This window comes from Phnomibacter sp. (assembly GCF_036803085.1).
GTDB lineage: Bacteria > Bacteroidota > Bacteroidia > Chitinophagales > Chitinophagaceae > Phnomibacter.
In genome coordinates this window covers 77,377-97,571 of record NZ_DAIRUZ010000004.1, presented here as the reverse complement: position 1 = coordinate 97,571, position 20,195 = coordinate 77,377, and the positions used below count along the sequence as shown (strand labels likewise).

The window sequence follows — 20,195 nt, the reverse complement described above, 5'->3', positions numbered from 1 at the left end:
CCAAAGAGCGGCTAAGATATTCGGAAATTACTTCCATTTCACAAACCTTGCTCATCTCTATAAATGGCAGCACCGTAAGTTTGCTAATGTCTTTTTGTTTACCAGCACCCCTGCTACTATTGAACCAAGTTGTGTCACTCACTTCTGCTGCATACCGCTACTCAGCGTTCCTGCTGCTTTGCCTGTTCAGCATGGGCAGCAGTGCCCAAACCCGCACCGATAGCCTGCCGCTGGAAGTCATTCGTCATGCCAGCCTCGATACCATTTACACCCGTGTACCCGATTCCGCCGCATACGTGGCATTGCCCAATACAAAAAGAGTGTATACCGTTGCAGGGTTGCATGCAGGCATTTATGGCGGTTCGTTGCTTTTGCTCAACCAAGCCTGGTACAAAGACTACCCCAAAACGAGTTTCCAAACCTTCAACGATAGCAAGGAATGGCAGCAGGTAGACAAAGTGGGCCACGCCTGGAGTGCCTACCAGCTTAGCCGTGCCAGCATGGCCAGCTGGAAATGGGCGGGCCTCAACCGCAACCAACAAATTTGGCTGGGCGGCATGAGTGGGTTTGCCTTTCAAACCGTGATAGAAGTGCTGGATGCCCATAGTGCCGAATGGGGCTGGAGCTGGAGCGATATTGCCGCCAATACCGTGGGCAGTGGCCTGCTCATTGGCCAAGAGCTGGCATGGGCCGAACAGCGCATCAGTTTCAAGTTTTCGTTTCACAAAATGAACTACTCACAAGGCATGCTGGAGCAGCGGGCCAACAATCTGTTTGGCAGCAGCCTGCCCGAACGCATGCTCAAAGATTACAACGGACAAACCTACTGGCTCAGCGCCAACCTGAAATCGTTTTTCAAACAGAGCAACCTGCCGCCGTGGCTCAACATTGCCGTAGGCTATGGCGCCGGCGGCATGCTGGGCGGCTTCAGCAATACCTGGACCGATGGCAGCAGCACCATCACCCGCAACGATGTACAAAGAGTACGTGAGATTTACCTGGCTCCTGATATCGATTTCACCCGCATCCGCACCCGCAGCAAATTGTTGAAAAGCGTTTTTTTCTGCCTCAATGCCTTTAAACTCCCCGCTCCTACGCTGGTACTCAGCAATGGCAAAATGCGGGTGCATGGGTTGTATTTTTAAGTTTTTTTCAGTAGGGAAATATACTTACGGAGCATGCGATTTGAATGTTTTGAAGCAGCAAATAATCCGTGAAAATCCGTTTCAATCCTTCAAATCTGCGTCCCATCTTATCGCTGTATTTGCTGCCATACTTTAAAGCTGAATTAGTATTGAGCATTAGTAACGCATCGTCACAGGCCGGGAGGCCTGCGACAGCAACATCATCCGCGAAAAACTGTTTTCATCCTTCCAATCCGCGTCCCATTTTTACCCGTGGCCCATCATCCATCCACCTCAATACCGTTATTTTTGCGGCGCATGCACATTCCTTTACAAGCGTACGAAGCCAGCATTTTCGAAAAAATTTCCTCCCGGGCACAGCATCTTGGTATTCAGGCCTGGGTGATTGGTGGGTTTGTTCGGGATAAAATATTGCAACGCCCCACCAAAGACGCAGATATTGTATGCACCGGCGATGGTATTGCCCTGGCACATGCTGTGGCCGATTTGTTTAAGCCCCGCCCACATGTCAGCTTCTTCAAAAACTTTGGTACTGCGCATATCCGCATTGCCGATTTCGACATTGAGTTTGTAGGGGCCCGCAAAGAAAGCTACAACCGCGACAGCCGAAAACCAGCCGTGGAGGCCGGCACTATTGAAGACGACCAATTGCGCCGCGACTTTACCATCAATGCGCTGGCCATCAGCCTAAACGCTAAAGACTACGGCACACTGGTTGATCCTTTTGGCGGCATTCAACACCTGCAGGAAAAAAGCATCATCACCCCGCAGGACCCCATCCAAACCTTCAGCGACGATCCGCTGCGCATGATGCGGGCCATCCGCTTTGCCAGTCAGCTACAGTTTACCATTCACGAAACCACGCTGGCGGCCATCAAAACTGATGCCCACCGCATCAGCATTGTGTCGAAAGAACGGATTGTTGATGAACTCAATAAAATCATCCTCAGCAGCAAGCCTTCGGTAGGTTTTAAACTGCTGTATGATACGGGTTTGCTCAAACTCATTTTTCCGCAGATGGTGGCGCTGGCCGGAGCTCAATACCTCGACGGGCACGGGCACAAAGACAATTTTTACCATACCCTGCAAGTGCTCGACAACATCAGCGAAAACACACGTGACCTGTGGTTGCGCTGGGCGGCCATTTTGCACGACATAGGCAAACCTGCCACCAAGCGGTTTGAAGAAGGCCACGGCTGGACATTTCACGGGCACGAAGTAGTGGGCGGCCGCATGGTGCCCAAAATTTTTGCGCAGCTGAAACTGCCGCTCAACGAAAAAATGAAATACGTGAAGCTGCTGGTAGAGCTTCATCTGCGGCCCATTTCGCTGACTAAAGAAAACATTACGGATAGCGCCATCCGCCGACTGTTGTTTGATGCTGGCGAACACTTCGACGACCTCATGACGCTTTGCGAAGCAGACATTACTTCGAAAAACAAACAGAAGGTAAAACGCTACCTCAGCAATTTTGAAATGGTACGGCAGCGATGCGTAGAAGTAGAAGAGAATGACCGCATCCGCAACTGGCAGCCACCCATTGATGGCGAAACCATCATGCAATATTTTGGCATTGGTCCCAGCCGCGAAGTGGGCATTATCAAAAATGCGATTAAAGATGCCATCCTCGACGGTATCATCCCCAATACACTCGAAGCCGCTACAGCACTCATGTTGGAGCAGGCCCAACAATTAAACCTAACCCCTGTTCGGTAAAAAGTATTTTCTTTGCCGCACATCAAAACGCAGGCCCTCCAGGGTCAATCATTGTAGCCATGGCAGTATTGAAATTCAGGGTGTATCTCGAAGAAGACGAAAGCATTTACCGCGATATTGTGATCAAGCATACACAGTATTTCATCGATTTGCACAAGACCATTCTTCAGGCCTACGAATTCGACAACAAGCATCAGGCTACATTCTATCGCAGCAACGACAACTGGTTACGAGGCCGCGAAATTTCGCTGGAGAAATACGACAAAACCTATCAGGCGCCCCCCCTGCTGATGGAAGAAACAACGATCGCTTCTGAAATCCGCGATACCAATCAGAAGTTTATTTATGTGTACGATTTCAATAAGAACTGGGTGTTTCTGGTAGAGCTCATCAATGTGTCGAAAGAAGAAAGCAGCAAGATTGCGTACCCTTCAATTAGCCGCAAAGAAGGCGTAGGTCCAATGCAGTATGGCACCCGTGGTTTACTCGGCCCCAAGTTTGCCGAAATGGAAGAGAAATACGACCTGCAGGGCAACGAAGAAGGCTTTGGCGAAGAAGGCGACAGCGACACTACCAGCAGCGACGAAGAAACTTTTACCGACGACATCAGTAGCGGCGAAGACTATTAATCATTTGTACGCATGGCCGGTCAGCAGCACTTACTGGTAGCCGTAGCCGGCCCCACAGCCGTTGGCAAAACAGCAGTGGCCATTGCATTAGCCCAGCATTTTCATACAGAAATCATCTCCTTTGATAGCCGTCAATGCTATCGGGAAATGAACATTGGTGTCGCCCGGCCTTCCGATGAAGAGTTGGCAGCAGTGCCGCATCATTTCATTGCCAGCCACAGCATACACGATCCGGTGGATGCCGCACAGTATGAGCAATGGGCACTAAAAAAACTCAGTACTCTTTTTCAGCAATACAAAGTAGTGATAGCTGTGGGTGGTACGGGTTTGTACCTGAAAGCACTCACTGATGGGCTGGATGCTATGCCTGATATTCCGGCAAACATTCGGGAGCAAATAAGAGAAGACTATGAGGCAAACGGCATGGAATGGTTACAGCAAACCTTACAGCAAGAAGATCCTTTGTTTGCCGCCAGTGGCGAAATGCAAAACCCACACCGCATGCTGCGGGCTTTGGAAGTGATTCGAGCCAGTGGAAAATCCATCAAACAGTTTCAGCAACGCAGCAGCAATGCACGCCCGTTTGATACCCTCATCATTGGTTTGGAAATGGAACGACCGCTGCTCAACCAACGCATACAGCTACGGGTAGAACAAATGATGCAGGAAGGTTTGTTAGCAGAAGTAAAGCAGCTGCTCCCCTACGAACAGTTGCAAGCCTTACAAACTGTGGGTTATCAGGAATTGTTTGATGCCATACATGGCCGATGTAGTATAACTGAAGCAGCAGAATTGATAGCCACACATACCCGCCAATACGCCAAGCGGCAAATGACCTGGTTCAAAAAAAATCAGGCAGTGCAATGGTTTCATCCACAGCAACTGCCTGATATGATTTCGTTGATACAATCGAGGCTTACATAAACTTAAATCCAAACGTTAATACTATGTTGCCGCGGCTGTTTCTGCCATCGGCTACTACGTTGGCTTTATCGGCCAGCCAGTATGGTACGTGGCTGTAATTGATGAGTGCATGCACATACGTAAGGTCAACAAACATGCCCTTGTTGCGGTAGCCCAAACCTCCACTTAGCAACATGCGACTGCCCTTTAATTCTTTGGTAGCGTAAGGGCTGCCCATGTAAGCAAAACCAAGACGTGTCATAACGGTCTTGAATTTAAGCTCACCACCAAGGCGAAGGTTCATGGCGCCTTTGTACCGATTTTTGATGGTATTATTGAGTTCGTCGTAGTAGCGAACATCATCAACGTTTGTAGCGTCATCAGCATGGTAGCGTGTACCCCGGTAGTTTACATATTCCACATCGGCCGTTACAAAACCTTTTTGTTGTTTTACTTCTTTCACTTCATTTATGACAAAAGAAACAGAACCCAGCAAACGGTAAGGAGAAGTCATGTTGTAGCGGTAGTTGCCTGCATTGCTATTGCCTTTTAGTTCATCGCTGGTTTTAGTAACCGGCTGAGGGTACACTGTGTAGTTTTCTGTATTGGCAGTAAGCGAAGAACTTATGCGGTCAGTCATGCTGCTAAAGGTGGGAGTATGCAAGGCCAAACCGAGCCGCCATTTTTCTACCGGCCGAAAGATCATGCCAAGCTTGGCATTAAATCCCAAGCCAGTTGTGCGGTAATTTTCTTTGTATTCGAAGTAGGAGAAATCGTTGTTGGTATTGCCGCTGGCATCTTCTTCGCGGTAGGTTTGATCTTTTTGATAGGTGAAAAACGGCACATTAAACGACACACCAAAATGTAGTTTGTCCTTAAAGTTGTTGGCAAAGGCCAAAGCAATTTCGTGAGCACCGCCACGGGTTTCAATCAGGTTGTTTTGTATTACGCCCTCTGGCCCGCCGTTTGGCCCGGGTAATGGCACTACACTTTGGTAGCCTACCACATTATTATTTGCGTCGGACACTGTATCCACCAGATATGTCCAAAAAGCCAAAGAAGATCCGAATATGTAATTGTTTTCTGCCTGATTAATATTGGCCCTGTTATTAGCCAATTCTTCTACGTACTGCTCACTCCAACTGCTAAAATTGTTGAAGCCTTTGTACTGCATCCGGTTGTTGTAATTGGCCGTTTGATTGATGGAGAATGAAATGGCCGAACTGCTGGAGCGCCTGTACTGGTTGTTGTTTTGGCCCCATACAAAACCTGATGTACCATAGCCTACACCATTATCATTCGACTTGGTTTGGTCGCCGCGAAAATTGAATTTGTTATTGAGAAAACTAAAGTTGGGAGACAGTACGAATTCTTTGTTTTTGTACATACCAATGCCAGCGGGATTAATGTGTGCCGCGGTAATATCGCCACCCAGCGAACCCATGGCGCCACCAATGGCCTGGTTGCGGGCTGTGCCTCCCATTAGCGGGTAGGCATAGCGTAGCACATCTTCCGGAACCTGAGCATTTGCCACCAATTGCAAAGCCATGATTGCAGCGGAGGCCAACAGTAATTTTCTTCTCATACAGATACAAGATTAGCAGGCCGCAAATTGACATGGAAAAAGTCGGCGGCTATTCAATAGAATAATTCTAGATAAGGTTTGTAAAGTGCTGTTGAAAGAGGTTGAACTTTCATTAGTTTCCACCACGGCCACCACGGCTACCACCGGACGATGACGATGATGATGAAGAAGAAGATGATGATGATGAACCACCACCCGAAGTACGGCTGCTACCGGAGCTGCTGCTGCTGGAAGAAGGTTCGAAAGTACGGGTGGGGCGAGACCAGCTGCTACCGGAGTTGCTGTTGCTACCACCACTGGATGGCGTACTAAAAATGGTACGGAAAAGTTCACGGGTACCATAACCAGCTTGCTGTTGTGAAGATGGCTTGCCACCGGTACGGTTAAATCCTTCATTGCCACCGCGGGTAAATACACTATTGTTATATCCACCTCTGTTAAAGCCAGGACGAGGAGTTTGTGCAACCACACCAATCGGATTTTTATTGATGATTACCACTGGGCGGTTCCAGCACCATGGGTTATTCCAACTGTTGTACATGCTGTTGAAAACAAAAGGATTATTCCATGTATTCCAGCCAGTACCGTAGTTCAACATCCATGACGAGTTATTCCAACTGTTCCAGGAATTGAAACTCCATGACGGGTTGAACATAGTGTTGGGATTATTATATCCGTACCAATAATTTACATCGTCTATGCTGCTCCAACGGCTGCGGTCCTGCACTTTCATGCGCAGGTAACGGTCGTCGGCATTTTGCCAATAGCTTACATATTCATCATCTTCTACCCTTTCCTGGCGGGCAGCCTGCGTTGGCCCGTAGGAATAATAAACGTCATCGGGAGTTTCGGCGGTTTTAAAAGCAGCCGAACAACTGGCCAGCAAAACAGTGGCGGCGAGCAGGGGATAAATGATGTGTCTCATTGATACAGGCTTTAATGGTGTCAAATATCAGACGCTGAATGGTACAAAAACTTGGTTCTAATTACTTCGTGCAAAAAAACGGGTTAATCGCATTCAGCATCTACAAATGGTTTCCGTAGCTAAGTTATTTGTTTCCATGGCTCCCAAATGCTAATGTTTTCTTGAAAGACACAATAAATCAGGCTTTTAGTGTTAAGGCTTACCTAATTCCAAATGCTTAATTTCGCCGCCCTGTAAGCTGTAATAGCCAGGCACATTAAATCATTCATTTTTTACCAGCAAACAATATTATGAGCAAGGTGATCACTCCCATGGAGCAAGACTATTCGCAATGGTACAACGACCTCGTATTGCGGTCGGGTTTGGCCGATTACAGCGCCGTTCGTGGCTGTATGGTTATCAAACCCTATGGCTACCGCTTGTGGGAAAACATGCGGGATGTACTCGACAAAATGTTTAAAGATACCGGTCACGTAAACGCTTACTTTCCGCTGTTTGTACCCAAAAGCCTGTTTGAAGCAGAAGAAAAAAACGCAGAGGGTTTTGCCAAAGAATGTGCGGTGGTTACGCATTATCGCCTCAAAAACGACCCGGCCAACCCCGGCAAGCTGATGGTAGACCCCGAAGCCAGGCTGGAAGAAGAGCTGGTCGTACGTCCTACCAGCGAAGCCATTATTTGGAATACCTACAAAGGTTGGATACAGAGCTACCGCGACCTGCCCATTTTGGTAAACCAATGGGCCAACGTGGTGCGATGGGAAATGCGTACCCGACTGTTTTTGCGTACCGCCGAGTTCCTGTGGCAAGAAGGGCATACTGCGCATGCCACTGAACAAGAGGCCCGTGAAGAAGCCGCAAAAATGCTGGAAGTGTATGCGGATTTTGTAGAAAACTACATGGCATTGCCCGTAGTGAAAGGCGTGAAATCGGAAAGTGAACGCTTCGCCGGTGCCGTTGATACCTTGTGTATTGAAGCATTGATGCAGGATGGCAAAGCTTTGCAAGCCGGCACTTCGCACTTTCTGGGGCAAAATTTTGCCAAAGCTTTTGATGTGAAATTTAGTGACAGCAACAACAAGCTGGAATATGTATGGGCTACCAGCTGGGGCGTAAGTACCCGTTTGATTGGTGCCCTTGTAATGGCCCACAGCGATAATCAGGGTTTGGTACTTCCTCCAAAAATTGCACCGCTGCAAGTGGTTATTGTACCTATTTATAAAGGTGACGAACAACTGGCCGCCATTACCGATACCCTCAAGCCAATCATCAGCCAACTGAAAGACCTCGGCATTTCGGTAAAGTATGACGACAGCGAACATACCCGCCCGGGTTGGAAGTTTGCAGAATACGAACTGCAGGGTGTACCCGTTCGCATGGCCATTGGTGCCCGTGATTTGGCCAACGGCGTAGCCGAAATTGCCCGCCGCGATACCAAAGAAAAAATGACCGTGAACCTCGATGGCATTGCATTTTACATCAAAACATTGCTGGATGAAATTCAGCTGCACCTGTTTGAAAAAGCCAAAAATTTCAGGGCAGCGCATACCACCGAAGCCAATAACTGGGATGAGTTTGTGAGCATTTTGGATGGCAAGGGCGGCTTTGTATCAGCGCATTGGGATGGCACTGCCGACACAGAAGAAAAAATTAAAGACCTCGCCAAGGCCACTATTCGTTGTATTCCTTTAGATGCAAAAGAAGAAGCCGGCACTTGCATACTCACCGGCAAGCCCAGCAGCAAGCGGGTACTGTTTGCACGTGCCTACTAATCGATAGGTTTAAACTTCATATTTCAAACCGGCGGCCATTGGTTGCCGGTTTGTTATTATTGCAAAGCATGGATAACAAAGCTGCGTATTTATTGGGGGGCACCCCTGCCAGGCTGCTGCTATCGCTGATAGTGGTGGCCAGCCACTTGGGATCGCTTACAGGTTTGTACCGCAACAAGTTTTTGTTTGATGCCGACTTTGCTGTGTCTTGTTTTTTTGTGCTTTCTGGATTTGCCATGATGCACAGCTATGGCAAGCTGCAAGCACATATCCATGGTTGGAAAGCCTTTTACATCCAGCGATTCTTTCGCATAATGCTGCCCGTATGGGTGCTCGTGGCATTGCAGGTGGTATTGCTGTTTGCCGTAAGTGTACTGCCGCTGTCGCAATACCTGAATGGTACCACCGGAAAGTATGTGTTGGCCAATGCGTCACTGCTCAATTTTTTGCAACAATCGCTACCTGGTGTTTTTGAAAATAACGGTTCTGCAGTGGTAAATGGCTCTCTATGGACATTGAAAATTGAGATGTGCTTTTACGCCGCATTTCCATTGCTGTTTTTGTTGGCAAAGCCCAAACGAATAGTTTGGTTGTGGCTGCTGTGGGCACTTTCTGTCGCTTATCGTTTGCTGCTGCATCAATCGCATCCCGTGATGAGTTATCAGTTGCCGGGGCAGTTGTATTTTTTCATCAGCGGCATGTTGTTGTACCATTACGGCTGGCATCAGCAGTGCCGAAAATGGATTATTGCTATAGGCTGGCTCTGGTTTCTAAAAAACTGCTTGTGGGGCTATGATATTGCAGAAACACCTGTTGCATTCCCATTTATTTTACTGGCGTTTTGCCATGTATTACAACGGGCAGATGGCTTGCTGAAAAAACACGACTATTCATTCACAGTGTATATGCTTCACTGGCCCATTATACAGGTGGCGGTTCATGTTTTTTTTAATGATGGGCAAACCATAGCAGGTGTTGTATTTGTGGCAATCGTTTTGGCAGTTAGCTCTTGGTTGTTTAAAACACAGGTTGAAGACAAAGCCATGCAAATGGGCAAGGTACTCAGCCATCGTTTTTTGCAATAAGTAGGCACTCACAAAGCTTTTGCCAGCATTCGCCATACATTTTTATCCGGTTTGAAATTTGTAACGGGCATTCATTTATATTGTACAAAAATCTACACCGCACATGACAGAAAATCAATCTCCACTGTTTGATGTTCAGATAGATGAAACATCGAAAAGCTATCTCATTGAAATTGCCAAATGGAGCAAGTTCTTTGGCATTCTTGGTTACATTCTCGCAGCTTTGCTCTTGCTGGTAGGCTTTTTTATAGTGTTTGTCGGGGCTGGTTTGTCTAGTGCTTTCGATGACTTGGGCGTATCGGGCAGTTTCCTTGGCATTTTCTACATCATTATTGCTGCATTGTACTTTTACCCATCTTATAAAATGGTACAATTTGCAAAGCATATGCCCGCTGGCTTGTACAATCAACAGCAAGATTTGGTAACAGAAGCGTTTGCCAATCTGAAAGCTGTATACCGTTACTTCGGCATTATTACCATTGTAGTGTTGGGGCTGTATGTACTGGCGTTTATTGGCGGGCTGATGTTTGCCTCACTGGCATAATCAGGCCTTGTCTTTGGTAGCCAGATAATTATAATCACTCAGCAATTTTTCAAGGAAGTCCAGTACCTCCAAGTCAGTTTGGATGTTCAGGACTTCCTTTACTTTACCGGCCACCCGGTGGGCTGTTTCGTACTTGTTATTTTTTTGCGTGTAGGCAATCACCGATCTGATGGCATTGATATCCCTATCACTGAGGCGCATCACTTCCGGATATTTTACCACATAGTTGTTGGTTGTAATTTCCATAAACAGGGTATCAGCCAAAGAATATTTGTAGCGTAAATCTACCACCGTGGTACCTGCAGCCAAATCGCCGAGGCGTTGGCTTTTCGAACTCACCGCTACTATCACCACCACTACCAAACCACACACACCGGTAAGTACCACCTGCACCAAAAACCAATACGAACCCATGGCGAGATAGCCGAAAAACATAGGCCACTCCCACAACCGAAACAACCAACGCATGAGGTACTGGCCCAGCCTTGGCTCACCGCCTTCAATACTGATGACGCGGATGCCCATCAGCTTTTTTCCAAGGCTTTGGCCCTGGCTTACGGTTTCCATGATAAAATGGTAGAGCAGCATGGGCAACGAAACCAGCACTATATCCACGCCAATGCTTACTTCTTTAGAACCATACATCACCTGGTCTAAAAAAAACTTCATGCCACGGGCATACAGCATGAGTAGTGTGGTATCTATAAGCCACGCCAACATGCGCCTTGTAAAAGGTGCAATCTCAAATTCGAGGTAAATATTAAAAGGCGTAGAAACAGATACCTGAGACATGAAAGCAAATTAACCGCATTCTGAATGCGACGATTGCATTAATTTGACATCGTTTAAAAAATTACATGAGGGAAGCACTTTTTATAAAGCGCAACAGAGATAAATGGATTCGCTATCAGCAGGAGCAAACCACCGATCCGGATGAACAAGCCGAACGGTTTATTACCCTGCTGGACGATTTGGCTTACAGCCGAACCTTTTACCCACAGAGCAAAGTAACCCGGTGGATTAACAGCATTGCCGTAGGTATTTACCAAAACATTTACCAGAACAAGAAAGAGAAATTTACCCGGCTCATAACGTTTTGGACCACCGAACTTCCGCTGCTCATTCGCAGGCACCATGGTGTGTTTTTATTTACGTTTATTTTTTTTATGCTGTGTGTACTCATGGCTATCGTTTCTTCTTCGCAAGACGACTTTTTTGTAAAAGCCATTTTGGGTGAAGACTACGTACAAATGACGCAGGAAAACATTGCCAAAGGCGACCCCTTTGGTGTGTACCGCGATGAAGACAAATTCACGATGTTCATACGCATTGCGTTCAATAACATTCAGGTGGCACTGCGTACCGTTGTGTTTGGTATTTTCTTTGGCATTGGCAGCTTGTACATTCTTTTTAAAAATGGTTTGCTGGTGGGCTCATTTGAATACCTCTTTTTTGCTCAAGGCCTCGGCTGGAAAAGCATCATGGTGATTTGGATTCATGGCACCATCGAAATTTCGAGCATTATTATTTCTGGTGCTGCAGGCCTTATTGTTGGCAGCAGTATCCTTTTTCCGGGCACCTACAGCCGCTTTCAATCTTTTAAAAAAGGGGTAAAAGATGCATTAAAAATTGCACTGGCATTAATTCCGTTTTTACTGGTAGCAGCGCTGCTCGAAAGCTATGTTACTTACCTCATGAGCAACACCTTTAGCAATCAAAAAGCTGGCGGCATGCCGCTGTGGGCAGGCATTGGCATATTAGCGGCATCTGTAGCACTTGTTGCATGGTACTTTGTGTGGCACCCTATTCAGGTGGGCAAAAAGCACCAAAAAGCTGCAGCTGCATCTACACCCAAAACTCAAACGCTGCAATGGCCCGAATAATCAGCGTTTGTATCGCATGTGTATTGATGCTGCTGTTTTACAACAGCACTGCTCAGGTAGCCCCGCCCACAGAGGTAGATACGGGCATGGTTGAAGAGTATGTAGCTGAGGATACTGTTTTTACCAACACCTACGAAACTTCGGAAGACGAGCCCAGCCTCTCTGCACCTGCCGACTTGGTGTTTGGCAAAGAAGACCTGCGACAATTGCGGCAGCAGCCCGACTATGAATACATGGCATATATTGACAGTTTGCTGCGCCACCAAAAACTGGAACCCGAAGACAAAAAAGTAGCAGACGATGGCAGAGAATTGTCGCTGGAATGGATACGTCCTTTGCTGTGGGTGCTCAGCATTGTAGGCCTGTTGTTTTTGCTCTATAAATTATGGACAGACCACGCAGGCATATTTAAGCCATTTGATAAAAAGAAAGCTGCCGACCAAAAAAATGTACCCGAAGACCCACTGATGGTGCAAGGTGCAGCTGCTTTAGCAGCACAGGCCATTCAGCAAAAAGACTACCGCTCGGCTGTACGTTATTTATTTATTGATGCACTGGCCCGGCTGGATGAGCAAGGCCTGATACAACGCATAGCCCGCAAAACCAACCAGCAATACCTGGCCGAAATACAACAGCCCGAACTCAAAGAATTGCTGGCCACCATGATGCTGCAATTTGAATATGTGTGGTACGGAGAGTTTACCCCCAGCGAACAACAGTTCAACCGCATTTTGCAAACACACAAACAACTGGAGGCAAGATGGCTGTAACGAAGCGCTTTTCAGTTTTGCTGGCGGGTTTAATACTGCTGCTGTACAGTTGCAGCAACAAGCCCAGTGGCCGGTTTGTAGATGAACGCTACACACTGGGTGCGGCAGATAAAAAACCTTTTGGCGGCCACGTGGCCAGCTTTATGATGGATACCATTTTTGGTACCAGCCGCATAGAAGCAGTATCAAAACCATTCAATCAGTGGTACGATGATTTTTTAGACCAGTCGGAAACAAGCAATCATGTATATGTGATTATTGCCCCCACGGTGAGGGCCTTTGATAAGGAAGCTGCCGACATGCAGCGGTTTGTAGCCCGTGGAAACACCCTGCTGGTGGTGACAGACGAATTAAGCGAGGCTTTTGAGAAGCAATTCCATTGCAAACTGATAGACGAAGCCGAAAACCTCTCCCGGTTTTTGCGTTTGCAAATGCTCGACACCAAAGTGAGCATTGCCGACAGCAGTGCTCATGCCATGCTGTCATACCAATATTATTATTATCCACTCATGGCAAGGCTTACTGTAGATAGCACCGCTACCGATAGCTTGCAATGGCTGGGCCGAAACAATGGCGGCCAACCCCACATAGCCCGCTACACTGTGGGCGAAGGGCAGCTTATTTTGGCCACCAATGCCCGTGCCCTCAGCAATTACTTTTTGCTATCACAGCAAAATTTCGGCTATTTCAAAGCCCTGCTTTCTTACCTGCCCGCCTACCCTAATCTTATCCATCGCGACTTGTTTTTTCAGCGCAACATAAACCGTCAACCCGAGGATTATTCTGTGTTTCAGGCACTGATGGCTATACCGCCGCTACGTTGGTCGTTTTGGATATTGCTGGTGTTGGCCGCCATTTGGGTACTCAGCAATTTGCGCCGCAAGCAAAAAATGATTCCTGTTGTGAGCCCCAATACCAATACCACGGTATCGTTTATACAAACCATTGCACAGCTGTACTTCAACCGGCAAGACCATGCCAATGTGGGCCGGAAAATGGCAACTCATTTTACCGATTATTTGCGCAGCAATTACTACATGCCTCCACTGGCTATGCAAAATGAATGGGCCTATATTCTGCATCAAAAAACAGGCATGCCCATAGCCGAGGCTACCGAAACTACCCGCCTGATACGCAAGGCTCAACAGAGCAACGACTTTACCGCCACCGACCTGCTGCAACTGCACCAGCTGATAGCAGATGTAATGAACCGCAAGAAAACACATCGCCAACAACAATGACATTTCGGCGCAGTTCATCCCTTGCACTATAATTGATACATTGTACCAGCAATACTGCACAATATTTAGAAGCTCCTTTTCATGAAAATACTCTGGCACTACCTGCGCCCCTACAGAGGCATGGTATTTATATCGCTGCTGCTGGCGGCAGTCAATCAAACTTTTTCGCTGCTCGACCCCTTGTTTTTTGGTAAGCTGTTTGATGAATACATCATCAAAGCCGAAAGCTTTAGAAATGCCGGCAAGTCGGCGGAGTTTTTTAAAGGCGTAATGGGCTACCTCGGCATACTCATTGGTGTGGCCATGGTAAGCCGCATTGCCAAAGCCTTTCAGGATTATTTCAGCAGCGTGGTGATTCAAAAGTTTGGCGCCAGCATTTTTACCGAAGGCCTGCGACACAGCATGCGCCTGCCCTTTCAGGAGTTTGAAGACCAACGCAGTGGCGAAACCCTCAGCATCCTCACCAAGGTGCGAACCGATACGGAAAAGTTTATCAGCCTGGCCATCAATGTGGTGTTTGGCATATTGGTGGGTATTGTTTTTGTTTCAGTATTTGCGTTTAACAAACACTGGAGCATTGTACCCGTGTACCTGGTAGGTGTGCTGCTGCTGAGCTGGCTTACCAGTGCCCTCAGCAAACGCATCAAAAGCATTCAAAAAAACATTGTAAAAGAAACCACCTCATTGGCAGGCAGTACCACCGAAAGCCTGCGCAATATTGAACTGGTAAAAAGCCTTGGCCTTACCGATCAGGAAATACAACGCCTCAATAAAAACACTTACAAAATATTGGGGCTGGAGCTGCGCAAAGTAAAAAGCATTCGGATGCTGAGTTTTATACAAGGTACGTTTGTGAATTTTCTGCGGCAGGTCATCATGTTTACCCTGTTGTTTTTGGTGTTCAACAACAAACTGCAACCCGGCGAAGTACTTACCCTTACGTTTTACAGCTTCTTCATATTTGGTCCGTTGCAAGAAATCGGCAACATTATTATTGCCTACCGCGAAGCAGAAGCCAGCTTGCAAAATTTTCATAACCTGATGCAGAAACAACCAGAACCCCAACCCGCTGCACCACAGCATTTGGGCGCTATTGAAAAGCTGGAATACCGCAACGTTTTTTTCAAACACAATACTGCTGCACAGCATGCATTGCAGGGCATTAGTTTTACGGCAGGCAAGGGCGAAACCATTGCCTTTGTAGGCCCGAGCGGCTCAGGTAAATCTACATTGGTAAAACTGCTGGTGGGTTTGTACCGACCCGAGCAAGGCCATATTTTATACAACAATGTAGAAGGCGACCAGATTGACTTTGATGAACTGCGCACCCAGATAGGTTTTGTAACGCAAGACACCCAATTGTTTGCCGGCAGTATAAAAGAAAACCTCCAGTTTGTATCGCCCAGCGCCAGCGATGAGGATATGCTGAAAGCCTTGCAGCAAAGCGCCAGCCACAGCATTCTGGCCAAGGCCGACAATGGCATTCACAGCATTATTGGTGAAGGCGGCATTAAAATAAGTGGTGGCGAAAAACAACGCCTTAGCATAGCCCGTGCATTGCTGCGCAAACCACAACTACTCATTTTTGATGAAGCCACTTCTGCCCTCGATTCTATTACCGAAGAAGAAATTACCAATACCATTAAAGACATCAGCAGCACGGGTAATCAAATCACCATTTTGATTGCACACCGCCTGAGCACCATTATGCATGCCGACAGAATTTTTGTGCTGGAGCAAGGTGAAATTGTAGAAACCGGCTCACACGAAGAACTGTTGAATGAAAAAGGCTTGTACTACGCCATGTGGCGACAGCAAATAGGCGAACGCAAAAAACAAAGTACATTAGCCTCCTCATAAATTCAACCGGCCATTTTTGGCCCACACTCAATTGTAACATCATGGTTTTTGCAGAAAGTATTCAAAAGAAATTTCCGGGGTTTGAAACAGCACTGACGGAGCAAATGGAGTTGGATGCCAAATTCAGGCAGATTCCGGCAGGTACAGAGCTGATACGCCCCGGCCAGTTTATCCGCAGCACCATGCTGGTGCTTGATGGGCTGGTGAAAGTGTACCGCGAAGATGGCGAAGGCAACGAATTTTTTATGTATTACCTGAAGCCAGGAGATGGCTGTGCCCTCAGCATGACTTGCATGGTAGGCCAGGAGACCAGCAATATTGCTGCCAAAACGGTGCAAGACAGCGAAATCATCATGGTGCCGCTGGAAAAAATGGATGCCTGGATGAACCAGTACAAAAGCTGGTATCATTTTGTGGTAAAAACCTACCGCGACAGGTTTGAAGAATTGCTGCAAACACTCGATAGCGTTGCCTTTCGCAATATGGATGAGCGACTGGAGTTTTACCTGAAACGACATTATAAAACGCTGGGCAGTAAAATCATTCCCATTACCCATCAGGAAATTGCACAAGAGCTCAACTCTAGTAGAGAAGTGATTTCGCGGCTATTGAAAAAAATGGCCGAACGAGGCAAAGTAAAACTGAACAGGTACAACATAGAAATATTGGATTTATAAGTTGTTCTTAAGCTAAACACCGATAGCTTATTATTATTCAACACACCGCCCATGCGGTGTTTTTTTATGTGCAAACCCCATTTTAGTTCAATAAAAACCAAATGCTTTGCTAACAGATTTTTACCAGTGATATAAGTCACTGTATCAGCCTTGCCGAACCTTCAATTTTGACAAATCAACCTCAAAAAAATGTCATCATGAAAATTGAACAGATTTACACCGGCTGCCTGGCACAAGGAGCCTACTATATTGAAAGCGAAGGCGAAGCTGTGGTAATAGACCCGCTACGTGAAGTACAGCCTTATATAGACCGTGCCGAAAAAGATGGTGCCAAAATCAAGTTCGTTTTCGAAACCCATTTTCATGCCGACTTTGTAAGCGGCCACATAGACCTGAGTCAAAAAACCGGTGCCTCCATTATTTACGGCCCCACAGCCAAGCCCGGCTTTGATGCAATCACGGCTACCGATGGTCAGCAGTTTCAAGTAGGCAAACTCACGTTTACCGTATTGCATACACCCGGCCATACTATGGAAAGCAGCTGCTTCTTGCTGACCGATGAACACGGAAAAGACGTAGGCATTTTCACCGGCGACACATTGTTTATTGGCGATGTTGGCCGCCCCGATCTGGCACAAAAAGTAGTAGCCGATCTGACGCAAGACAAACTGGCTTCGCATCTGTACGATTCTTTGCGCAATAAAATTCTGCCTTTGGCTGATGATATCATTGTATATCCTGCACATGGTGCGGGTAGTGCCTGCGGCAAAAACATGAGCAAAGAAACTACGGACACACTCGGTCATCAAAAAGCAACGAACTACGCATTGCAGCCCATGACCCGTGAAGAATTTATAAAAGCAGTAACTGATGGCCTAATGCCGCCACCTGCTTACTTCCCGCTGAATGTAATGATGAACATTCAAGGGTATGACAGTATTGATGCTGTGCTGGAGCGTGGACAACACGCCCTTAGCCCTGCAGCATTTGAAGCAGCAGCCAACGAAACAGGTGCTTTGCTGCTCGACACAAGAGATCAGCAAGTATTTGCAAAAGGCTTTGTGCCCAATTCTATCAACATAGGTATTGATGGCAACTTTGCCCCTTGGGTTGGTGCCATGATTCCTGACATCAAACAAGAAATATTGCTGATTACCGACAAAGGCCGTGAAGAAGAAGTCATCACCAGACTGGCACGTGTGGGATACGACTTTACCATTGGCTACCTCGAAGGCGGATTTGAAGCATGGAAAGCAGCAGGTAAAGAATGTGATCAAATCAAAGACATTACTGCAGAAGAACTTGCGGCAATTGTAGCCGAAGGCCCTGTAAACATTTTGGATGTACGCAAAGCCAGCGAATACCAGAGTGAACATATTATTGGTGCTGAAAATGCCCCACTCGACTACATCAACGACAGTATGCTGATGGTAGACAAGAATAAAACCTACTATCTCCATTGTGCTGGCGGCTACCGCTCTATGATTTTTGCTTCTATCCTCCGTGCACGGGGTTACGACAATCTCATCAACGTAGAAAGTGGATTGGAAGCAATTAAAGCCACCGGCAAATTCGAATTTTCAGCTTACGTGTGCCCAAGCACACTGCTGTAATTTCCATCAACAAGGTAAATATTAAACCATGGATAATCAACAAGTATACAGCATGCCCCGCATAGGCGACAAGGCTCCCGATTTTATGACGACAACTACAACAGGACCGTTGAAGTTATCGGAATATAACAAAGACAGCTGGATCATTTTCTTTTCGCACCCTGCCGACTTTACACCGGTGTGTACTACAGAAATGAGTGGCTTTGCACAAGAAATGGATGGCTTTTTTGCAGAGCACAATACAAAACTGTTAGGGCTGAGTATTGATAGCATTCACTCGCATATTGCATGGGTTGATAATGTAAAAAGAAACACAGGCGTCTATTTTAAGTTTCCCATCATTGCCGATTTAGACATGAGCATTTCTAAATTATACGGAATGCTACAGCCAAACGAAAGCGAAACTGCTGCAGTAAGGGCGGTTTTCTTCATCGACCCCAATGGAATCATCCGCCTCATTATGTATTATCCGCTAAGTGTAGGCCGCAATATGCACGAGATAAAACGATCATTGCTGGCATTGCAAACTTCGGATAAGAACAAAGTGGCGCTTCCGCTCAACTGGGAGCCCGGTGAAAAAGTGATAGTACCACCACCTAAAAATTTGGCTGACTACGAAGCCCGTGTAAACAGCGACTACGAAATGGTTGATTTTTACCTCGCCAAAAAGTCGTTGTAAGCACAACGAAAACTTAAAAAACAAAAGGCTTCCAATCGAAAAAATTACGGAAGCCTTTTGTTACAATACCAAACCTGAATTAGTCTACTTGCTATGATAAAGTTTTTAAAGAAAATATTTGGTGCCGGCGAAAGGCCTGACTTTGCAGCTTTGGTGGCAGCAGGCGCAATCGTCATTGATGTAAGAACGCCCGAAGAATACAGGATGGGGCACATCAAACAATCCATCAATATACCATTACAAATACTCTCTGGCAAAGTGGCTGAATTAAGCAAAAAGAAAAAGCCCATCATTACAGTGTGCAGAAGTGGCAGCCGCAGCGGAATGGCCAAAAACATGCTGCGCAGGCAAGGTGTAGAAACCTACAACGGTGGCGCCTGGACTTCATTTCAGCATTACGTAAAAAAGTAAAAGTATATGTGGCAACGAGCAACAACGAACTGGAATTTTATTCGATTTATCAGATTAGCATTAGGCATCATGGTCATTGTGCAGTCCATTCAGTTTCGTGAATATTGGTTTGTATTTTTTGGGGTACTACTGGCAGTATTAGCCATATTAGATATGGGTTGCGCATCGGGTGCATGTGGTGTACCACCGCAAAAGCAAACGCAACAAAACACAAAACCAATGGAGGAAATTACGTATGAAGAAGTGGGTAAATAACAATAAGCTGTACATAGCAGGTGCCATAGTTGGCGCAATTGGCGGCTATGCGTATTATCATTTTATTGGTTGCGCCAGTGGCACTTGTGCCATCACCAGCAAACCCCTCAATAGCACGGTATATTTTGCTGTAATGGGTGCTGTACTGTTTGGCATGTTTAAAAAAGATCAGCCGAAAAATTCTACTGTCAGCTAAATAAATATCAAATGGCAACTTTTCAGGAAATCATTAATAGTGACAAGCCAGTACTGGTAGATTTTATGGCCGAATGGTGCGGCCCTTGCAAAATGATGGCCCCTATACTGAAGCAAGTAAAGGAAGAACTGCAAGACAGTGTCACTATTCTAAAGATAGATGTAGACAAAAATCCGCAGGCTGCACAAGCTTATCAGGTGATGGGCGTACCAACGCTTATCATATTTAAGCAGGGCCAGATATTATGGCGCCAAAGTGGTGTAGTGCCCGCAGGCAACCTTAAGCAAACACTGCGTAAATACTTGTAAC

General features: G+C 46.5%; 21 protein-coding genes. 18 read left to right on the top strand and 3 right to left on the bottom strand.

Annotation, left to right across the window (positions count from 1 at the left end; all coding sequences use genetic code 11):
* Window positions 1–119 precede the first annotated feature (119 nt).
* From V7Q13_RS09785 to miaA, 4 genes are all read left to right on the top strand, one after another.
* On the top strand, window positions 120–1,145 hold the full coding sequence (locus V7Q13_RS09785) for a DUF2279 domain-containing protein (RefSeq protein WP_333800501.1): 1,026 nt from the start codon (window positions 120–122) through the stop codon (window positions 1,143–1,145).
* Window positions 1,146–1,442: 297 nt separating this feature from the next.
* Window positions 1,443–2,861 carry a CCA tRNA nucleotidyltransferase gene (locus V7Q13_RS09780; protein WP_333800500.1) on the top strand — a complete coding sequence of 473 codons (1,419 nt, stop codon included), beginning with the start codon at window positions 1,443–1,445 and terminating at the stop codon, window positions 2,859–2,861.
* A gap of 59 nt (window positions 2,862–2,920) precedes the next feature.
* Complete coding sequence (locus V7Q13_RS09775; protein ID WP_333800499.1) at window positions 2,921–3,490, top strand: IS1096 element passenger TnpR family protein; 570 nt, start codon at window positions 2,921–2,923, stop codon at window positions 3,488–3,490.
* Window positions 3,491–3,502: 12 nt separating this feature from the next.
* Complete coding sequence (gene miaA, locus V7Q13_RS09770; protein WP_333800498.1) at window positions 3,503–4,414, top strand: tRNA (adenosine(37)-N6)-dimethylallyltransferase MiaA; 912 nt, start codon at window positions 3,503–3,505, stop codon at window positions 4,412–4,414.
* On the opposite strand, the gene V7Q13_RS09765 is transcribed toward miaA, so the two are convergent.
* Both V7Q13_RS09765 and V7Q13_RS09760 read right to left on the bottom strand, forming a co-directional pair.
* The gene (locus V7Q13_RS09765) at window positions 4,407–5,978 is read right to left on the bottom strand and encodes an OmpP1/FadL family transporter (protein ID WP_333800497.1); all 1,572 of its coding nucleotides are present in this window, start codon (window positions 5,976–5,978) and stop codon (window positions 4,407–4,409) included. The two genes, miaA and V7Q13_RS09765, sit on opposite strands and share 8 nt — an antisense overlap.
* 112 nt (window positions 5,979–6,090) lie before the next feature.
* Complete coding sequence (locus tag V7Q13_RS09760) at window positions 6,091–6,903, bottom strand: hypothetical protein (protein WP_333800496.1); 813 nt, start codon at window positions 6,901–6,903, stop codon at window positions 6,091–6,093.
* A 290-nt stretch (window positions 6,904–7,193) separates the two neighbouring features.
* On the opposite strand from V7Q13_RS09760, the gene proS reads away from it, so the two are divergent.
* From proS to V7Q13_RS09745, 3 genes are all read left to right on the top strand, one after another.
* A complete protein-coding gene (proS, locus tag V7Q13_RS09755; RefSeq protein ID WP_333800495.1) occupies window positions 7,194–8,672 on the top strand; it encodes a proline--tRNA ligase in 1,479 nt (492 codons plus the stop codon).
* A gap of 68 nt (window positions 8,673–8,740) precedes the next feature.
* A complete protein-coding gene (locus tag V7Q13_RS09750; RefSeq protein ID WP_333800494.1) occupies window positions 8,741–9,757 on the top strand; it encodes an acyltransferase family protein in 1,017 nt (338 codons plus the stop codon).
* A 103-nt stretch (window positions 9,758–9,860) separates the two neighbouring features.
* Window positions 9,861–10,301, top strand: a complete 441-nt coding sequence (locus V7Q13_RS09745) for a DUF5362 family protein (protein WP_333800493.1) — start codon at window positions 9,861–9,863, stop codon at window positions 10,299–10,301.
* Here V7Q13_RS09745 and V7Q13_RS09740 read toward each other — a convergent pair whose 3' ends face one another.
* Window positions 10,302–11,093, bottom strand: a complete 792-nt coding sequence (locus V7Q13_RS09740) for an RDD family protein (protein WP_333800492.1) — start codon at window positions 11,091–11,093, stop codon at window positions 10,302–10,304. It abuts the gene before it with no gap.
* Between the two features lie 65 nt (window positions 11,094–11,158).
* Here V7Q13_RS09740 and V7Q13_RS09735 point away from each other — a divergent pair, with 65 nt between their 5' ends.
* The 11 genes from V7Q13_RS09735 to trxA all read left to right on the top strand — a co-directional run bounded on the left by V7Q13_RS09735 (window position 11,159) and on the right by trxA (window position 20,194).
* Window positions 11,159–12,184, top strand: coding sequence for a stage II sporulation protein M (locus tag V7Q13_RS09735; RefSeq protein ID WP_333800491.1), 1,026 nt, complete (start codon window positions 11,159–11,161; stop codon window positions 12,182–12,184).
* Window positions 12,172–12,954: a DUF4129 domain-containing protein gene (locus tag V7Q13_RS09730; protein ID WP_333800490.1), complete on the top strand. Its 783-nt coding sequence runs from the start codon at window positions 12,172–12,174 to the stop codon at window positions 12,952–12,954. Before V7Q13_RS09735 ends, V7Q13_RS09730 begins: the two co-directional genes overlap by 13 nt.
* Window positions 12,945–14,195 carry a DUF4350 domain-containing protein gene (locus V7Q13_RS09725; protein ID WP_333800489.1) on the top strand — a complete coding sequence of 417 codons (1,251 nt, stop codon included), beginning with the start codon at window positions 12,945–12,947 and terminating at the stop codon, window positions 14,193–14,195. Before V7Q13_RS09730 ends, V7Q13_RS09725 begins: the two co-directional genes overlap by 10 nt.
* Before the next feature lie 81 nt (window positions 14,196–14,276).
* Window positions 14,277–16,055 carry an ABC transporter ATP-binding protein gene (locus V7Q13_RS09720; RefSeq protein WP_333800488.1) on the top strand — a complete coding sequence of 593 codons (1,779 nt, stop codon included), beginning with the start codon at window positions 14,277–14,279 and terminating at the stop codon, window positions 16,053–16,055.
* Window positions 16,056–16,096: 41 nt separating this feature from the next.
* Window positions 16,097–16,732 carry a Crp/Fnr family transcriptional regulator gene (locus V7Q13_RS09715; RefSeq protein WP_333800487.1) on the top strand — a complete coding sequence of 212 codons (636 nt, stop codon included), beginning with the start codon at window positions 16,097–16,099 and terminating at the stop codon, window positions 16,730–16,732.
* 197 nt (window positions 16,733–16,929) lie between these two features.
* Window positions 16,930–18,345, top strand: coding sequence for an MBL fold metallo-hydrolase (locus tag V7Q13_RS09710; RefSeq protein WP_333800486.1), 1,416 nt, complete (start codon window positions 16,930–16,932; stop codon window positions 18,343–18,345).
* Between the two features lie 28 nt (window positions 18,346–18,373).
* Complete coding sequence (locus V7Q13_RS09705) at window positions 18,374–19,024, top strand: peroxiredoxin (protein ID WP_333800485.1); 651 nt, start codon at window positions 18,374–18,376, stop codon at window positions 19,022–19,024.
* Window positions 19,025–19,117: 93 nt separating this feature from the next.
* On the top strand, window positions 19,118–19,435 hold the full coding sequence (locus V7Q13_RS09700) for a rhodanese-like domain-containing protein (RefSeq protein ID WP_333800484.1): 318 nt from the start codon (window positions 19,118–19,120) through the stop codon (window positions 19,433–19,435).
* Window positions 19,436–19,441: 6 nt separating this feature from the next.
* Window positions 19,442–19,690, top strand: a complete 249-nt coding sequence (locus tag V7Q13_RS09695; protein ID WP_333800483.1) for a hypothetical protein — start codon at window positions 19,442–19,444, stop codon at window positions 19,688–19,690.
* A complete protein-coding gene (locus tag V7Q13_RS09690; RefSeq protein ID WP_333800482.1) occupies window positions 19,671–19,886 on the top strand; it encodes a DUF6132 family protein in 216 nt (71 codons plus the stop codon). Before V7Q13_RS09695 ends, V7Q13_RS09690 begins: the two co-directional genes overlap by 20 nt.
* An 11-nt stretch (window positions 19,887–19,897) precedes the next feature.
* Complete coding sequence (trxA, locus tag V7Q13_RS09685) at window positions 19,898–20,194, top strand: thioredoxin (protein ID WP_333800481.1); 297 nt, start codon at window positions 19,898–19,900, stop codon at window positions 20,192–20,194.
* The last annotated feature ends 1 nt before the right edge of the window (window position 20,195 follow it).

Coding starts and splice junctions, on each gene's coding strand:
- V7Q13_RS09700 (WP_333800484.1), top strand. CDS start 19,118: ATGATAAAGTTTTTAAAGAAAATATTTGGTGCCGGCGAAAGGCCTGAC.
- V7Q13_RS09710 (WP_333800486.1), top strand. CDS start 16,930: ATGAAAATTGAACAGATTTACACCGGCTGCCTGGCACAAGGAGCCTAC.
- V7Q13_RS09740 (WP_333800492.1), bottom strand. CDS start 11,093: ATGTCTCAGGTATCTGTTTCTACGCCTTTTAATATTTACCTCGAATTT.
- V7Q13_RS09735 (WP_333800491.1), top strand. CDS start 11,159: ATGAGGGAAGCACTTTTTATAAAGCGCAACAGAGATAAATGGATTCGC.
- V7Q13_RS09690 (WP_333800482.1), top strand. CDS start 19,671: ATGAAGAAGTGGGTAAATAACAATAAGCTGTACATAGCAGGTGCCATA.
- V7Q13_RS09760 (WP_333800496.1), bottom strand. CDS start 6,903: ATGAGACACATCATTTATCCCCTGCTCGCCGCCACTGTTTTGCTGGCC.
- V7Q13_RS09725 (WP_333800489.1), top strand. CDS start 12,945: ATGGCTGTAACGAAGCGCTTTTCAGTTTTGCTGGCGGGTTTAATACTG.
- V7Q13_RS09730 (WP_333800490.1), top strand. CDS start 12,172: ATGGCCCGAATAATCAGCGTTTGTATCGCATGTGTATTGATGCTGCTG.
- V7Q13_RS09745 (WP_333800493.1), top strand. CDS start 9,861: ATGACAGAAAATCAATCTCCACTGTTTGATGTTCAGATAGATGAAACA.
- proS (WP_333800495.1), top strand. CDS start 7,194: ATGAGCAAGGTGATCACTCCCATGGAGCAAGACTATTCGCAATGGTAC.
- V7Q13_RS09775 (WP_333800499.1), top strand. CDS start 2,921: ATGGCAGTATTGAAATTCAGGGTGTATCTCGAAGAAGACGAAAGCATT.
- miaA (WP_333800498.1), top strand. CDS start 3,503: ATGGCCGGTCAGCAGCACTTACTGGTAGCCGTAGCCGGCCCCACAGCC.
- trxA (WP_333800481.1), top strand. CDS start 19,898: ATGGCAACTTTTCAGGAAATCATTAATAGTGACAAGCCAGTACTGGTA.
- V7Q13_RS09765 (WP_333800497.1), bottom strand. CDS start 5,978: ATGAGAAGAAAATTACTGTTGGCCTCCGCTGCAATCATGGCTTTGCAA.
- V7Q13_RS09720 (WP_333800488.1), top strand. CDS start 14,277: ATGAAAATACTCTGGCACTACCTGCGCCCCTACAGAGGCATGGTATTT.
- V7Q13_RS09705 (WP_333800485.1), top strand. CDS start 18,374: ATGGATAATCAACAAGTATACAGCATGCCCCGCATAGGCGACAAGGCT.
- V7Q13_RS09715 (WP_333800487.1), top strand. CDS start 16,097: ATGGTTTTTGCAGAAAGTATTCAAAAGAAATTTCCGGGGTTTGAAACA.
- V7Q13_RS09750 (WP_333800494.1), top strand. CDS start 8,741: ATGGATAACAAAGCTGCGTATTTATTGGGGGGCACCCCTGCCAGGCTG.
- V7Q13_RS09780 (WP_333800500.1), top strand. CDS start 1,443: ATGCACATTCCTTTACAAGCGTACGAAGCCAGCATTTTCGAAAAAATT.
- V7Q13_RS09695 (WP_333800483.1), top strand. CDS start 19,442: ATGTGGCAACGAGCAACAACGAACTGGAATTTTATTCGATTTATCAGA.